At 72.3% G+C, this 16,145-nt stretch carries 11 protein-coding genes and 1 pseudogene; 9 read left to right on the top strand and 3 right to left on the bottom strand.

The window, feature by feature from the left end; translation table 11 throughout:
* The first annotated feature begins 47 nt into the window (after positions 1-47).
* The 9 genes from OG776_RS13900 (at position 48) to OG776_RS13860 (ending at position 9,186) form a co-directional block, all read left to right on the top strand.
* Complete coding sequence (locus tag OG776_RS13900; RefSeq protein WP_148010792.1) at positions 48-731, top strand: response regulator; 684 nt, start codon at positions 48-50, stop codon at positions 729-731.
* Between the two features lie 214 nt (positions 732-945).
* The gene (locus tag OG776_RS13895) at positions 946-3,681 is read left to right on the top strand and encodes a DNA translocase FtsK (protein WP_261994660.1); all 2,736 of its coding nucleotides are present in this window, start codon (positions 946-948) and stop codon (positions 3,679-3,681) included.
* A gap of 287 nt (positions 3,682-3,968) precedes the next feature.
* A complete protein-coding gene (locus tag OG776_RS13890; RefSeq protein ID WP_148010794.1) occupies positions 3,969-4,823 on the top strand; it encodes a helix-turn-helix domain-containing protein in 855 nt (284 codons plus the stop codon).
* A 91-nt stretch (positions 4,824-4,914) separates the two neighbouring features.
* Positions 4,915-6,390: a 30S ribosomal protein S12 methylthiotransferase RimO gene (rimO, locus tag OG776_RS13885; RefSeq protein ID WP_148010795.1), complete on the top strand. Its 1,476-nt coding sequence runs from the start codon at positions 4,915-4,917 to the stop codon at positions 6,388-6,390.
* The gene (pgsA, locus tag OG776_RS13880; RefSeq protein WP_148010796.1) at positions 6,387-7,100 is read left to right on the top strand and encodes a CDP-diacylglycerol--glycerol-3-phosphate 3-phosphatidyltransferase; all 714 of its coding nucleotides are present in this window, start codon (positions 6,387-6,389) and stop codon (positions 7,098-7,100) included. Before rimO ends, pgsA begins: the two co-directional genes overlap by 4 nt.
* A complete protein-coding gene (locus OG776_RS13875; RefSeq protein ID WP_148010797.1) occupies positions 7,097-7,642 on the top strand; it encodes a CinA family protein in 546 nt (181 codons plus the stop codon). Before pgsA ends, OG776_RS13875 begins: the two co-directional genes overlap by 4 nt.
* A gap of 109 nt (positions 7,643-7,751) precedes the next feature.
* Positions 7,752-8,129, top strand: a complete 378-nt coding sequence (locus OG776_RS13870) for a helix-turn-helix domain-containing protein (protein WP_148010798.1) — start codon at positions 7,752-7,754, stop codon at positions 8,127-8,129.
* Between the two features lie 188 nt (positions 8,130-8,317).
* A complete protein-coding gene (locus OG776_RS13865) occupies positions 8,318-8,788 on the top strand; it encodes a Dps family protein (protein WP_148010799.1) in 471 nt (156 codons plus the stop codon).
* Positions 8,789-8,901: 113 nt separating this feature from the next.
* Positions 8,902-9,186 (top strand): hypothetical protein, encoded by a 285-nt coding sequence (locus OG776_RS13860; protein WP_148010800.1) that lies wholly within the window; start codon positions 8,902-8,904, stop codon positions 9,184-9,186.
* Here the strand turns inward: OG776_RS13860 and OG776_RS13855 are convergent.
* The 3 genes and pseudogenes from OG776_RS13855 to OG776_RS13845 form a co-directional block, all read right to left on the bottom strand.
* A complete protein-coding gene (locus tag OG776_RS13855) occupies positions 9,134-9,895 on the bottom strand; it encodes an SDR family NAD(P)-dependent oxidoreductase (RefSeq protein ID WP_148010801.1) in 762 nt (253 codons plus the stop codon). The two genes, OG776_RS13860 and OG776_RS13855, sit on opposite strands and share 53 nt — an antisense overlap.
* A 191-nt stretch (positions 9,896-10,086) precedes the next feature.
* Positions 10,087-10,908, bottom strand: a pseudogene (locus tag OG776_RS13850) (Fpg/Nei family DNA glycosylase); the annotation flags it as partial.
* Positions 10,909-11,098: 190 nt separating this feature from the next.
* Positions 11,099-16,126, bottom strand: a complete 5,028-nt coding sequence (locus OG776_RS13845; RefSeq protein WP_329320897.1) for an ATP-dependent helicase — start codon at positions 16,124-16,126, stop codon at positions 11,099-11,101.
* Positions 16,127-16,145 lie beyond the last annotated feature (19 nt).

The following is a 16,145-nucleotide window of genomic DNA, read 5'->3' as shown; positions in this document are numbered from 1 at the left end:
CCCCTGGGGCGGCGCCCGGTGCACTGCCGGGACGAGGAGGGCGGGCCATGGTGCAGAAGGCCAAGATCCTCCTGGTCGATGACCGGCCGGAGAATCTGCTGGCGCTGGAGGCGATCCTCTCCGCGCTCGATCAGACACTGGTGCGGGCATCGTCCGGGGAGGAAGCGCTCAAAGCACTACTCACGGACGACTTCGCGGTCATTCTGCTGGACGTGCAGATGCCGGGTATGGACGGTTTCGAGACCGCCGCGCACATCAAGCGGCGAGAGCGGACCCGGGACATCCCGATCATCTTTCTCACCGCGATCAACCACGGTCCGCACCACACCTTCCGCGGGTACGCGGCGGGCGCGGTGGACTACATCTCCAAGCCGTTCGACCCGTGGGTGCTGCGCGCGAAGGTCTCGGTCTTCGTCGAGCTCTACATGAAGAACTGCCAACTGCGGGAGCAGGCCGCGCTGCTGCGGCTGCAGCTGGAGGGCGGCGGCAAGGCGCCGCTCGGCGCGGCCAAGGAGCCGGCCGGTCTCCTCGCCGAACTCTCGGCGCGCCTCGCGGCGGTCGAGGAGCAGGCGGAGGCGCTGTCCAAGCAGCTCGACGACGACTCGGCGGACGCGGCGGCGGTGGCGACCGCCGCTCATCTCGAACGCAAACTGACGGGCCTGCGGCGGGCGCTGGACGCCCTGGAGCCGGGCACGGGCAGCGGGGCGGCGTCGGTTCCCTCGCAGAGCTGACGTCCGGCCGGACACGCGACGCGTCGCGGACCGGTCCCGTCCGGCGGGGAGTGCCGGGCGACGAGCGCGCCGGACGGTGTTCTGCGGACGAGTGTCCCGGGGGAGTGGTGTGCGGTGATCCGGCGTCAGTTCCGCGCCGCGGCAAGGGCGACACGATCGGGTGAAGCTGTGGGCACACGTGTCCCTTCCCGTCTCCACCGGTAACCTCACACACATGGCCTCACGTCAGTCCGCAGCCAAGAAGCCGCCAGCGAAGAAGGCGGCCGCTCCGACGAAGGCTCCGGTGAAGAAGGCCCCCGCGAAAAAGGCGGTCGCCAAGAAGGCGGTCGCCAAGAAGGCCGCGGCGAAGAAGCCCGTACCCGCGCCGGCGCCCAGCCCGACCGCGGGCGTGTACAGGCTCGTACGCGCCGTGTGGCTCGGTCTCGCGCATGCCGTCGGAGCGATGTTCCGCGGCATAGGGCGGGGCGCGAAGGGGCTCGACCCGGCGCATCGCAAGGACGGCGTCGCGCTTCTGCTGCTCGGTCTCGCGCTGATCGTCGCGGCGGGCACCTGGTCGAACCTGCGCGGACCCGTCGGTGACCTCGTCGAGATGCTGGTGACCGGCGCCTTCGGCCGGCTCGACCTGCTCGTGCCGATACTCCTCGCCGCCATCGCGGTCCGCTTCATCCGGCACCCCGAGCAGCCCGAGGCCAACGGGCGCATCGTGATCGGTCTGTCCGCGCTCGTCATCGGCGTGCTCGGGCAGGTCCACATCGCCTGCGGGGCGCCCGCGCGCAGCGACGGCATGCAGGCGATAAGGGACGCCGGCGGCCTCATCGGCTGGGGCGCGTCCACCCCGCTGACCTACACCATGGGCGACGTCCTCGCCGTACCGCTCCTGGTCCTGCTCACGGTCTTCGGTCTGCTGGTCGTCACGGCGACGCCCGTCAACGCGATCCCGCAGCGGCTGCGACTGCTCGGGCAGCGGCTCGGCCTCGTCCAGGGCGACCCGGAGGAGGAGTTCGCCGGCGAGGACGACGAGCGCTACGACGAACAGTGGCGCGAGGCGCTCCCCGCGCGTTCCCGCAGACGTCCGGCCGGGCCCGACGGGTACGACCCCGACAGCGCCGAGGAGGAGGCGCTGACCCGGCGCCAGGGCCGTCCGCGGCGGGCGGGCGGCCGGCGCGACCCGAACCGTCCCATGGACGCCGTGGACGTCGCCGCCGCGGCCGCCGCCGCGCTCGACGGGGCCGTGATGCACGGCATGCCGCCCTCTCCGCTGGTCGCCGACCTCACCCAGGGCGTCACGGCGGAACGCGACGGGTACGAGGAGACGACCCCGGTTCCGGCCGCCCGTGCCAAGGCGGTCCCCGGAGCCAAGCGGCCCCGGCAGGAGACCCTGGCCGCCGACGGGGTCGTGCCCGACCTCACCAAGGCGGCGCCCGACGCGCCCCGCGACCTGCCCCCGCGCGCCGAGCAGCTCCAGCTCTCCGGCGACATCACCTACTCCCTGCCGTCCCTCGACCTCCTGGAGCGCGGCGGGCCGGGCAAGACCCGCAGCGCCGCCAACGACGCCGTGGTCGCCTCCCTCCAGAACGTGTTCATGGAGTTCAAGGTCGACGCCGCCGTCACCGGATTCACCCGCGGTCCGACGGTCACCCGCTACGAGGTCGAGCTGGGCCCGGCCGTGAAGGTCGAGCGGATCACCGCCCTCACCAAGAACATCGCGTACGCGGTCGCCAGCCCCGACGTGCGGATCATCAGCCCGATCCCCGGCAAGTCGGCGGTCGGCATCGAGATCCCGAACACCGACCGCGAGATGGTCAACCTCGGCGACGTGCTGCGTCTCGCCGACGCGGCCGAGGACGACCACCCGATGCTCGTCGCGCTCGGCAAGGACGTCGAGGGCGGCTACGTGATGGCCAACCTGGCGAAGATGCCGCACGTGCTCGTCGCCGGTGCCACCGGTTCCGGCAAGTCCTCGTGCATCAACTGCCTGATCACGTCCGTGATGGTCCGCGCGACCCCCGAGGACGTCCGGATGGTCCTCGTGGACCCCAAGCGGGTCGAGCTGACCGCGTACGAGGGCATCCCGCACCTGATCACGCCGATCATCACCAATCCGAAGCGGGCCGCCGAGGCGCTGCAGTGGGTGGTGCGGGAGATGGACCTGCGCTACGACGACCTCGCGGCGTTCGGCTACCGGCACATCGACGACTTCAACGAGGCCATCAGGAACGGCAAGGTGAAGCTGCCCGAGGGCAGTGAGCGCGAGCTGACGCCGTATCCGTACCTCCTGGTGATCGTCGACGAGCTCGCGGACCTGATGATGGTCGCGCCGCGCGACGTCGAGGACGCGATCGTCCGCATCACACAGCTCGCGCGCGCGGCCGGCATCCACCTGGTGCTCGCCACCCAGCGGCCGTCGGTCGACGTCGTCACCGGTCTGATCAAGGCGAACGTGCCGTCGCGGCTCGCCTTCGCCACCTCCTCGCTCGCCGACAGCCGCGTCATCCTCGACCAGCCGGGCGCCGAGAAGCTGATCGGCAAGGGCGACGGGCTCTTCCTGCCGATGGGCGCCAACAAGCCGACCCGTATGCAGGGCGCGTTCGTCACCGAGGACGAGGTCGCCGCCATCGTGCAGCACTGCAAGGACCAGATGGCGCCGGTCTTCAGGGACGACGTCACGGTCGGCACCAAACAGAAGAAGGAGATCGACGAGGACATCGGCGACGACCTCGACCTGCTGTGCGCGGCGGCCGAACTGGTCGTCACCTCGCAGTTCGGGTCCACCTCGATGCTCCAGCGCAAACTGCGGGTCGGTTTCGCCAAGGCGGGCCGGCTGATGGACCTCATGGAGTCGCGCGGCATCGTGGGGCCGAGTGAGGGATCCAAGGCGCGCGACGTGCTGGTGAAGGGCGACGAACTCGACGGCGTGCTCGCCGTGATGCGCGGGGAAGCCGGAACGTAGTCGGACGCGGACCGCGCGGCCCCGGGAAACCGGGACGCGTCGCTCACCGGACCAGGGGTACACGACATGTTGATATTCGAACGTGACTCAGCTGTGAGGAAGCGAAGGGCAACCGTTTCCCCACGGCGTACGTCAATCTGAGCAAGGGGACAGGTGCATGTCCCGCATCAGGATGACCGGCCGTTCTGATGGCGTACAAAGTCCTACCGCCCGGTTGCCCCACCCTTTCGCACCCCCCCTAAACTGAACCTCCAGCACAGGTGGCTACACGCTCGAAAGGCGCCCCCGTGTCCATCGGCAACTCCCCTGACGGCAACATCCCCGAAGACGAGCGCCCGTTCGAAGAGCACCATGAGGAAGGTCCCTCGGTCGGCCGTGCCCTGCAGCTGGCCCGCATCGAGGCCGGCCTGACCGTCGACGACGTGAGCAACGCGACCCGGGTCCGCATCGCCATCGTGCACGCGATCGAACAGGACGACTTCAGCCCCTGCGGCGGTGACGTCTACGCGCGCGGGCACATCCGGACCCTGGCCCGCGCCGTACAACTCGACCCGGTCCCTCTGCTGGCACGCTATGACGCCGAACACGGCGGGCGTCCCGCACCGACCCCGGCCGCCCCGCTCTTCGAGGCGGAACGTATCCGTCCGGAGCGGCGCGGGCCGAACTGGACCGCTGCCATGGTCGCGGCGATCGTCGCCGTGATCGGCTTCGTCGGGTTCACCGCGATCAAGGGCACCTCGGACGACGGCGCGAAGTCCAACGTCGCCGAGGGCTCCACCCCCACCACCAGCAAGTCGCCCGTCTCGGCGAGCCCCAAGATCAGCAAGCCCGCCGACCCGAAGCCGGACCCGTCCGACAGCGCCATCGCGGCCGCCCCGCAGGACAAGGTGACCGTGCAGGTCAGCGCCCCCGACGGGCGCAGCTGGATCTCCGCCAAGGACCACAACGGCCGGCTGCTCTTCGACGGACTGCTCAAAAAGGGTGAATCGCAGACCTTCCAGGACAAGCAGAAGATCGATCTCGTCCTCGGCGACGCGGGTGCGATCCAGTTGTACGTGAACGGCAAGAAGATCGACGACCAGTTCCAGTCGGGTCAGGTCGAGCGACTGACGTACACCAAGGGTGACCCCGTCGTCGGATAACGGGCTCAAGGAACAGGCGGGGACGGGGTTGGCCAAGATCGGCCAACCCCGTCGACGTGGGCCGTCAGTGAGACAAAGTAGTCTTGAGCCCATGCCTGAACGCCGTACCGTCGCACTCGTCACCCTTGGCTGCGCCCGTAACGAGGTGGACTCGGAGGAGCTCGCAGGCCGCTTGGAGGCGGACGGCTGGCAACTCGTGGAGGACGCCGAGCAAGCGGATGTCGCCGTCGTCAACACCTGCGGCTTCGTCGAAGCCGCCAAGAAGGACTCCGTCGACGCCCTCCTCGAAGCCAACGATCTCAAGAGCCATGGCAGAACCCAGGCCGTCGTGGCGGTGGGCTGCATGGCCGAGCGGTACGGCAAGGAGCTCGCGCAGGCCCTCCCCGAGGCCGACGGCGTGCTCGGCTTCGACGACTACGCGGACATCTCCGACCGCCTCCAGACCATCCTGAACGGCGGCATCCACGCCTCGCACACCCCCCGCGACCGGCGCAAGCTGCTGCCGATCAGCCCGGCCGAGCGCCAGAGCGCCGGCGAGGAGGTGGCCCTCCCCGGCCACGGCGCCCCCGCCGACCTGCCCGAGGGCGTGGCCCCGGTGTCCGGCCCCCGCGCTCCGCTGCGCCGCCGCCTCGGCGGCTCCCCGGTCGCCTCGGTCAAGCTGGCCTCCGGCTGCGACCGGCGCTGCTCCTTCTGCGCCATCCCCTCCTTCCGCGGCTCCTTCATCTCCCGGCGCCCCAGCGACGTGCTGAACGAGACCCGCTGGCTGGCCGAGCAGGGCGTCAAGGAGGTCATGCTGGTCTCCGAGAACAACACCTCGTACGGCAAGGACCTCGGGGACATCCGGCTGCTGGAGACGATGCTTCCCGAACTGGCCGAGATCGACGGGATCGAGCGGGTGCGGGTCAGCTATCTGCAGCCCGCCGAGATGCGCCCCGGGCTCATCGACGTCCTCACCTCGACACCGAACGTCGCGCCCTACTTCGACCTCTCCTTCCAGCACTCCGCGCCCGACGTGCTGCGCTCGATGCGCCGCTTCGGCGACACCGACCGCTTCCTGGAGCTGCTCGACACGATCCGCTCCAAGGCCCCGCAGGCGGGCGTGCGCTCGAACTTCATCGTGGGCTTCCCCGGCGAGAGCGAGGCCGACCTCGCGGAGCTGGAGCGGTTCCTCACCCACGCGCGTCTCGACGCGATCGGTGTCTTCGGGTACTCCGACGAGGAGGGCACGGAGGCGGCCACGTACGACAACAAGCTGGACGAGGACGTCGTCGCGGACCGTCTCGCGCGGGTGTCCCGCCTCGCCGAGGAACTGGTCGCGCAGCGCGCGGAGGAACGCGTCGGCGAGACCGTGCAGGTGCTGGTGGAGTCCCTCGGCGGGGAGGACGGCGCGTACGGCCGCGCCGCTCACCAGGCGCCCGAGACGGACGGACAGGTCCTGTTCACGAGCGGCGAGGGTCTGACCGTCGGCCGTATCGTCGAAGCCAAGGTGGTCGGCACGGAAGGTGTCGACCTGGTGGCCGAGCCGCTCCTGGGTTCGCTCCCCGGCACTGAGGAGGCGGGCAGATGACCGGAGTCCCGGCATCCGCGGCGGGCGGCTCCCCCAGCGCGAAAGGCACGGCGGGCGCTCCCGGCGTGCCGGGGGACTCCAAGCCGGCGCGGGGCGGGAAGCTGGGCGCTGCGGCCGTCAACCAGGCCAGCCTCTGGAACATCGCCAACATCCTGACCATGATCCGGCTCGTCCTGGTGCCGGGCTTCGTGGCGCTGATGCTGGCCGACGGCGGGTACGACCCCGTCTGGCGCGCCTGGGCCTGGGCCGCCTTCGCCGTCGCCATGATCACCGACATCTTCGACGGGCACCTGGCGCGCACGTACGACCTGGTCACGGACTTCGGGAAGATCGCCGACCCGATCGCCGACAAGGCGATCATGGGCTCGGCGCTGATCTGCCTGTCCTCGCTGGGTGATCTCCCCTGGTGGGTGACGTGCGTGATCCTCGGGCGCGAGCTCGGCGTCACCCTGCTGCGCTTCGTGGTCATCCGTTACGGCGTCATTCCGGCCAGTCGCGGCGGCAAGCTGAAGACCCTCGCGCAGGGCACGGCGGTCGGCATGTACGTCCTCGCGCTGACGGGCGGACTGGCCACCCTGAGGTTCTGGGTGATGGCCGTCGCTGTCGTCCTGACCGTCGTCACCGGGCTCGACTACGTGAGACAGGCCATGGTGCTGCGCAGGGACGGCATCGCCGCGAGGCGGGCGGCCGCCGCGGAGGCGGAGCGGTGAGTCCGGGCGCCGCCGAGGTGCTGCGACTACTCACGGTCAGGGGCGAGACGCTCGCCGTGGCCGAGTCGCTGACCGGCGGCCTGGTGGCGGCGGAGATCACCGCGACGCCCGGCGCCTCCCGCGCCTTCCGGGGCTCGGTGACCGCGTACGCCACCGAGCTCAAGCACCGGCTGCTGGGCGTCGACGCCACCCTGCTGGCCGAGCGTGGGGCGGTGGATCCGCAGGTCGCGGCGCAGATGGCGGCCGGAGTGCGCGAGGCCCTCGGCGCCGACTGGGGAATCGCGACCACCGGCGTCGCGGGCCCCGACCCCCAGGACGGACAACCCGTCGGCACGGTCTTCGTGGCCGTCGAGGGCCCCTCCGGCGCGACGTTTCCCGCCAACGGGAGCGGGAAAGTGATCCGGCTGCGGTTGAACGGTGACCGCGCGGAAATCCGTATGGAGAGTGTACGCAGCGTACTCGCACTGCTCCTGAGAGAGCTCGCGGGCGAACAGACCGGAAATGAGCGGGCACAGGATACGGAACAGAACGGGGGGACTTGATGTTTGCAGCCCTGAGTGAACACGACATCGCTCCCCGCACGGCCGCGGCGCGAGGCGGTACGGTGGGGCGTGAAGGATGCGGCTACGCGGTCCGAGGAGGGAGCCACCGATGATTCTGCTCCGTCGCCTGCTGGGTGACGTGCTGCGTCGGCAGCGCCAGCGCCAGGGCCGTACTCTGCGCGAAGTCTCCTCGTCCGCCCGAGTTTCACTCGGCTATCTCTCCGAGGTGGAGCGGGGGCAGAAGGAGGCATCCTCCGAGCTGCTCTCCGCCATCTGCGACGCGCTGGACGTACGGATGTCCGAGCTCATGCGGGAAGTGAGCGACGAGCTCGCCCTCGCCGAGCTGGCACAGTCTGCAGCGGCCACCGACCCGGTGCCCGCACCGGTGCGCCGTCCGATGCTCAATTCCGTGTCGGTCACCGGTGTGCCACCGGAACGGGTCACGATCAAGGCGCCAGCCGAGGCGGTCGACGTCGTCGCCGCCTGATGCTCACGAGTTCAGGCCCATGAGCTGAGCACGCTTGTACGAAGGCCCCGGCCGGGGTTGTTCCAGGGAGATCTGGAGCAGGTCCGGCCGGGGCCTTCGTTTTTTCCAAGTGACCCGAATTGTGGGTTTATGTCATGGTTAGGGGGTTGTGGCGTATCGAGCCGTGCCGGAAGAGTCGGAGGATTCGGATGTACGTCGTGAAGAGCCCGTTGTCGGACGCGGACCTGAAGACGGTGTCCGAGGCCCTGCAGGGAGCGCTGGTCGACCTGGTCGATCTCTCGCTGGTCGCGAAGCAGATCCACTGGAACGTCGTCGGGCCGCGCTTCCGGTCCGTCCACCTCCAGCTCGACGAGGTCGTGGACACCGCGCGGCTGCACTCCGACACCGTGGCCGAGCGCGCCTCGACGCTGGGGGTCCCGCCCGACGGGCGGGCGCGGACCGTGGCCGCCGACAGCGGCATCGGCGCGACCCCGGACGGCTGGGTCAAGGACACCGACGCCGTGGGGACCCTCGTCAACGCGCTGGGCGCCGTGATCACCCGGATGCGGGCCCGGGTGGAGTCCACCGCCGAGGCCGATCCGGTGAGCCAGGACATCTTCATTCAGATCACCGCCGACCTGGAGAAACACCACTGGATGTTCCAGGCTGAGAACGGCTGAGTGGAGGCGGGTGCGATCGGCTCCGTATGTGCCCGGGGTGCGCCTCTGTGCCGCCGGTGCGCCCTGCCGACGGGTGAGGGCGCGGGTCTAGCTTCGGGCTGGAGGTGAGCACCATGGCAGGGCGGATAGCGCGCTGGGGGGTGGCGCTGGTGCTCGGCGCGCTGTGGTGGTGGGGGGTGCTGCGGCTCGCGCTGGTACCCGACGCGGGTGCGCTGGAAGGGGCGGTCGTCGCCGGCGGCTGGGGGCTGAGTCTGCTGCCGGTGCACTGTGTGCCGAAGCCGGAGACCGCGCGGGCCCGCTCCGCCACGGGGGCGGAGCGGGAACGCGGGCGGTGGCGGCGCGCGCTCACCACGGCATCGCGACGCCGCCGTTCGGGCGCAGGATCTGACCCGTCGTGAACGCCGAGGCGTCGCAGGCCAGGTACAGCACGGCATGGGCGACGTCCTCGGCCTCGCCGACCCGGCCCAGGGGCGACAGCCGGGCCATGACCGCCTCGGTGTGGGCCTGGGCCTCCCCGTGGTGGTCGGTCATCGGCGTACGGGTCCAGCCGGGCGCGACCGCGTTGACGCGGATGCCGTGCGGGCCTATCTCGGTCGCCAGCGTCTTCGTCAGCTGCACGACCGCCGCCTTCGCGGCGCCGTAGCAGAGCAGTCCGCGCCCGCCGGTGTCCACGGCGCCCGACGCCATGGTGACGATGCTGCCGCGGATGCCCTGCTCGATCATGAGGAGGGCCGCTTCCCGGCAGGAGTGGAGCACCCCCTTGAAATTGACGCCGAGAACCCGGTCGAGGTCCTCGTCCCGGGTGTCCAGCACCTCGCTGCTGTGCATGATCCCGGCCACCGCCGCCATGACGTCGAGACGCGGGCAGGACCTGACGGCCTGACGGAGCCGTGCGCGGTCGGTGACGTCGAGGGTGTGGACGTGGGCCGCGCCGCCGCCGTCCTCGATGAGTGCGGCCGTCTCGTGGAGCCCCTCCGTGTTCAGGTCCGCGCAGTGGACGGTGGCTCCCGCCTCCGCGAGCAGGACGGCCGACGCGCGGCCGATGCCGCCGGCGGCGCCGGTGACGAATGCGGTGCGTCCGGTGAGGTCGTACGCCTTCACGGCCATGAGGGGACGGTACGAGTGTTTCTGACGGGTCGTCAATCGTTAGGGCGGGAGGTCCTTTTGGGGTGTGCGGAGGCGCCTGGTGGGTGGCGCGGCGTCGGTGCGGGTGCGGGTGCGGGTGCGGGTGCGGGTGCGGGGTCGGTGTCCGTGTCGGGTGTGGGGGTGGGCGTGGGCGTGTGTGCTGGGCCGGGGGGCGGGGCGGAGCCGGGTGGCGGTGAGGGGTCGGGCGTGGGGCCCGACTGGCAGGCCGGGCACCAGTACGTGGGGCGTTCGCGGGAGCCGTCGCCCTGCTCGGCGCGCCGGATCGGGGCGCCGCAGCGCAGACAGGGGCGGGGCGCGCGCCCGTACACGAAGAGGCGCTGGTCCTGACGGCCCGTGGTGATGCGGTCCGGGCGTTCGCGGTTCGCCTCCAGGAGCCTCTTGGCGAGGACCGGCAGCAGGGCGGAGCGGTTGTCGGGGAGTTGACCGACGGGGAGCCAGGGGGTGACCCCGAGGAAGAAACAGAGCTCGCTCTTGTAGACATTGCCGATCCCGGCGAGGTTGCGCTGGTCGAGCAGCGCCTCGCCGAGGGCACGGCCGGGGTCCGCCAGGAGGTTTGCCAGGGCCTTGCCGGGGTCCCAGTCGGGGCCGAGGAGGTCGGGGCCGAGATGGCCGACGGCCCGGTCCTCGTCGGTGGTGCGCAGCAGTTCCAGCACGGGCAGTCGGTAGCCGACGGCCGTAAGGTCGGCGGTGCCGAGGATGGCCCGGATCTGGTGGGCCGGGCCCCCGGTCCAGCGCCGGCCGGGCGCGTACACCTTCCAGGAGCCGTCCATCCGCAGATGCGAGTGGAGGGTCAGGCCGCCTTCGATCCGGGTCAGGAGGTGTTTGCCGCGCGGTGTGACGTCCAGGACGGCGCGGCCGGTGAGGTCGGCGGTGGCGAATCTGGGGACCCGTAGGTCGGAGCGGGTCAGCACCTTGCCGGCGAGGGCGATGTGCAGCCGTCTCGCGGCCTGCCAGACGGTGTCTCCTTCAGGCATGCGTTCCAGGGTGGCACGGGTGTGGGCGGGACGCTCGGGTGTGGGGGTGCTCGTTCGGGTGCGGGTCGGGTCGGGTGCGGGTCGGGTCTGGTGCTGGTGCCGGGGGACTGCGTGGGAGGGGGCGTGGGTCGCGGGGTGGGGTGTGGGGCGGTTGGGCGGTCGGGTGTGTGGTGGGGAGGGGCCGTGGTGGTCAGGCGCGCAGGCGCAGTCCGCGGGGGGTCGCGATGAAGCCCGCCCCTTCCAGCAGTGTGCCGATGGGGGAGGTCAGGGCGGAGGCGCCGTTCACGCGCTCCACCGTGACCGTGCCGAGGGAGCCCGCGCGGGCCGCGGCGGAGAGGGCCTCGGCCGCCGCACCGAGACGCGCGTCATCCGTGACCGTGCCCTCCGGGTCGGACGGCCAGGCCAGCAGCGTCTTGCCGCCGCGCTCCATGTAGAGCGTCAGCTCGCCCTCGACGAGCACGACCAGGGAGCCCGCCTTGCGTCCCGGCTTGTGTCCGGCGCCGGTGGGCGGCTCCGGCCAGGAGAGGGCAGCGCCGTACGCGTTCGCGGGGTCGGCGGCGGCCAGGACCACTGCCTGGACGGCTGGGCGCTGGTGCGGGCGGGCGTGGTGCGGCGAGAAGGGGGCACGGTCGGCCGCGGGGCGGGCGTGGAGCGTGGGGAAGACGCCGTCGGCGGAGAAGCCGTGGTCGTCGGAGCCGGCGGAACCCGGACCGTCCGGGAAGCCCGAGCCTGCGGGGAACCCGGGGAACTCGGGCAGCTCGGGCAGTTCGAAGAAGCCGGAGGCGTCGGGGGGGTCGGCGGAAGCCGCCGGGCCGGGGAGGCCGTCGGCGGGGGCGTGGGCGCTCGCACGGCCGCGGCCTCCGGTCGCGCCGGGAGCGCCGGAGGGACCAGGGCGGCCGCGGTCGCCGGGGAAGGGGGGCGTGGACGGTGGTCCGTCCGTGCTCCCGAAGGCGTCCGGGTCGGTCAGGGCCTCGCCGCGGTCGCGTGCGTTCGCCGCCGCGCGCAGCCGGTCGACCGCGCCGTCCATCGCGAACTGGGCGGCGCCGAGCCCCTCCACCACATAGCCGCGGCGCGCCTGACCACTGTCCTCGAAGGCGGACAGGATGCGGTACACGGCGGAGAAGCCGCCCTCGACGCCCTCGGCGGCGACGGCGCCCCGGGTCACCACACCGTGCCGGTCGAGCAGGGTGCGGGCCAGGGCGTGGGCGCGCACGGTGGCGTCGGCCTCACGGGCGGGCAGCAGTGACCAGCGGCCGGCCACGGTCGGGGGTCCGGTACGGGACTGGGGTCGGGCGCCGCCGGTCAGGGAGCCGTAACGGCCGCGCGGGACCGTGCGCTTGGCGCGGTGGGCCGTGGAGCCCGCGGTGCGGCCGGAGCCGAGCAGGGAGCGCATCGGGGCGAGCGTGTCGTTCGTGAGCCGTCCGGACCATGCCAGATCCCAGATGGTGTCGGCGAGTTGGGGATCGGTGGCGTCGGGGTGCGTGGTGGCGCGGACCTGGTCCGCGATCTGCCGGAAGAACAGGCCGTAGCCCCCGGAGAGCGCGTCCAGGACCGACTGGTGCAGCGCGGTCGTCTCCAGGGGGTGCGGGGAAGGAAGGAGCAGGGGGGCCGCGTCCGCGAGATACAGCGAGACCCAGCCGTCCTTGCCGGGCAGCGCCCCGGCGCCCGCCCAGACCACCTCACCGGCGGCGGTGAGCTCGTCGAGCATCGCGGGAGCGTATCCGGAGACCCGGGAGGGCAGTACCAGCCTCTCCAGGGCGGAGGCGGGGACCGAAGCGCCCTGCAACTGCTCCACGGCACGCACCAGTCCGTCGACGCCGCGCAGCCCGTGCCCGCCGCCGACGTGCTGCCACCGCGGAAGGAACTGCGCGAGCGCGGCGGGCGGTACGGGCTCCAGCTCATGGCGCAGGGCCGCGAGGGAGCGGCGGCGCAGTCGGCGCAGCACCGCGGCGTCGCACCACTCCTGCCCGATGCCCGCGGGGTGGAACTCGCCCTGCACGACCCGGCCGCCCGCGGCGAGGCGCTGCAGCGCCCCGTCCGTGACCGCCGTGCCGAGACCGAAGCGGGCGGCGGCCATGGTGGAGGTGAACGGGCCGTGTGTGCGGGCGAAGCGTGCGAGGAGGTCGCCCAGCGGATCCTTGACCGGCTCCGTGAAGGCCTCCGGGACGCCGACGGGCAGCGCGGTGCCCAGCGCGTCGCGCAGCCGGCCGGCGTCCTCGATCGCCGCCCAGTGGTCGGCGCCGGCGATCCGGACCCGGATGGCGCGGCGGGCCGCCGCCAGCTCCCCGGCCCATTCCGGCGCGGCACCCCGCTCGGCCAACTCGGCCTCGGTGAGCGGGCCCAGCAGGCGCAGCAGGTCCGCGACGCCCTCGGGGTCCTTGACGCGCCGGTCCTCGGTGAGCCACTGGAGCTCGCGCTCCAGCTCGGTCAGTACCTCGGCGTCGAGGAGCTCGCGCAGTTCGGCCTGGCCGAGCAGTTCCGCCAGCAGACGGGAGTCCAGCGACAGGGCGGCCGCCCGGCGCTCGGCGAGCGGCGAGTCGCCCTCGTACAGGAACTGGGCGACATAGCCGAACAGGAGGGAGCGGGCGAAGGGGGACGGCTCGGGTGTCGTGACTTCGACGAGCCGTACCCTGCGGGACTCGATGTCGCCCATCAGCTCGGTGAGGCCAGGGACGTCGAAAACGTCCTGGAGACACTCGCGGACCGCTTCCAGGACGATCGGGAAGGACCCGAACTCGCTCGCCACCTGCAGCAGTTGCGCCGCGCGCTGACGCTGCTGCCACAGCGGGGTGCGCTTTCCCGGGCTGCGGCGCGGCAGCAGCAGCGCGCGGGCGGCGCACTCGCGGAACCGGGCCGCGAACAGCGCGGAGCCGCCGACCTGGTCGGTGACGATCTGGTTGACCTCGCCCTTGTCGAAGGCGACGTCCGACGCGCCCACCGGCGCCTGTTCGGAGTCGTACGCCGTGCCCGCCCGGGCGGGTTCCTGGTCGAGCAGGTCCAGGCCCATCAGATCGGCGTCGGGCAGACGCAGCACGATGCCGTCGTCGGCGTGCATGACCTGGGCGTCCATGCCGTAGCGCTCGGAGAGCCGGGCGCCGAGCGCGAGGGCCCAGGGGGCGTGCACCTGTGCGCCGAAGGGCGAGTGCACGACCACCCGCCAGTCACCCAGCTCGTCGCGGAACCGCTCGACGACGATCGTGCGGTCGTCCGGGACGTGGCCGCACGCCTCGCGCTGTTCGGCGAGGTACGACAGCACGTTGTCAGCGGCCCAGGCGTCGAGTCCGGCGGCCACCAGCCGGAGCCGGGCGTCCTCCTCGGGCAGGGAGCCGACCTCGCGGAGGAACGCGCCGACCGCGCGGCCCAGTTCGAGCGGGCGGCCGAGCTGGTCGCCCTTCCAGAAGGGGAGCCTGCCCGGGACACCGGGGGCGGGCGAGACCAGGACCCGGTCGCGGGTGATGTCCTCGATGCGCCAGGAACTCGTGCCGAGGGTGAAGACGTCCCCGACACGGGACTCGTAGACCATCTCCTCGTCGAGCTCGCCGACCCGGCCGCCGCCCTTCTTGGGGTCGGCCCCCGCGAGGAACACGCCGAAGAGCCCCCGGTCGGGGATGGTGCCGCCGGAGGTGACGGCGAGGCGCTGCGCGCCGGGGCGGCCGGTGACCGTACCGGCGACGCGGTCCCACACCACGCGCGGGCGGAGCTCGGCGAAGGCGTCCGAGGGGTAGCGGCCGGCGAGCATGTCGAGCACGGCGGTGAACGCCGACTCGGGGAGCGAGGCGAAGGGGGCGGCGCGCCGGACGGTGGCGAGCAGGTCGTCGACCTGCCAGGTGTCGAGCGCGGTCATGGCCACGAGCTGCTGGGCGAGCACGTCCAGGGGGTTGGCGGGGACCCTGAGGGACTCGATGGAGCCGGTGCGCATCCGCTCGGTGACGACCGCCGCCTGGACGAGGTCGCCGCGGTACTTGGGGAAGACGACGCCGGTGGAGACCGCGCCGACCTGGTGGCCCGCGCGCCCCACGCGTTGGAGGCCGGAGGCGACGGAGGGCGGGGACTCGACCTGGATCACGAGGTCCACCGCGCCCATGTCGATGCCGAGCTCCAGGCTGGAGGTGGCGACCACGGCGGGCAGGCGGCCCGCCTTCAGGTCCTCCTCGACCAGGGCGCGCTGCTCCTTGGAGACGGAGCCGTGGTGGGCGCGGGCGATGACGGGAGGAGCACCCTGGGCCGCGCCGGAGCCGCCCATCAGCTCGGCCGGGGCGTGGGCCTCCTCCAGGGGCTCGCCGGTCGCCCGCTCGTACGCGATCTCGTTGAGCCGGTTGCAGAGGCGCTCCGCCAGGCGGCGGGAGTTGGCGAACACGATCGTGGAGCGGTGGGACTGGACGAGGTCGGTGATCCGCTCCTCCACGTGCGGCCAGATCGAGGGCTTCTCCGCGCCCTCCTTGCCGTCGGCCGCGGGGGAGCCGCCCAGCTCGCCCAGGTCCTCGACGGGGACGACCACCGACAGGTCGAACTCCTTGCCGGAGGGCGGCTGGACGATCTCCACCTTGCGGCGGGGGGAGAGATAGCGCGCCACCTCGTCGACCGGCCGGACCGTCGCGGAGAGGCCGATGCGGCGCGCGGGACGGGGCAGCAGCTCGTCGAGGCGCTCCAGGGTCAGCGCCAGATGGGCCCCGCGCTTCGTGCCGGCGACCGCGTGCACCTCGTCCAGGATCACCGTCTCGATGCCCGTCAGCGCGTCCCGGGTCGCCGACGTCAGCATCAGGAACAGCGACTCGGGCGTGGTGATCAGGATGTCCGGCGGGCGGGTGGCCAGCGAGCGGCGCTCGGCGGCCGGGGTGTCGCCGGAACGGATGCCCACCTTCACCTCGGGCTCGGGCAGCCCCAGGCGCACCGATTCCTGGCGGATGCCGGTCAGCGGGCTGCGCAGATTCCGCTCCACGTCGACCGCGAGGGCCTTGAGCGGTGACACGTACAGCACCCGGCAGCGCTTCCTGGGGTCGGCCGGTGGCGGCGTCGAGGCCAGCTGGTCGAGCGCGGCGAGGAAGGCCGCCAGGGTCTTGCCGGAGCCGGTCGGGGCGACCACCAGCACGTCCGAGCCCTCACCGATGGCCTTCCACGCCCCGGCCTGGGCCGCGGTGGGCGCGGAGAACGCCCCCGTGAACCAGCCGCGGGTCGCGGGGGAGAAGCCGTCGAGGGCTCGGTGTGCGGAGCTGACCATGCATCCATCCTGCACCCCG

Source organism: Streptomyces sp. NBC_01689 (assembly GCF_036250675.1).
Lineage (GTDB): Bacteria > Actinomycetota > Actinomycetes > Streptomycetales > Streptomycetaceae > Streptomyces.
Note: the sequence above shows the minus strand (reverse complement) of the source record. Positions and strands in the feature narration are given on the sequence as shown.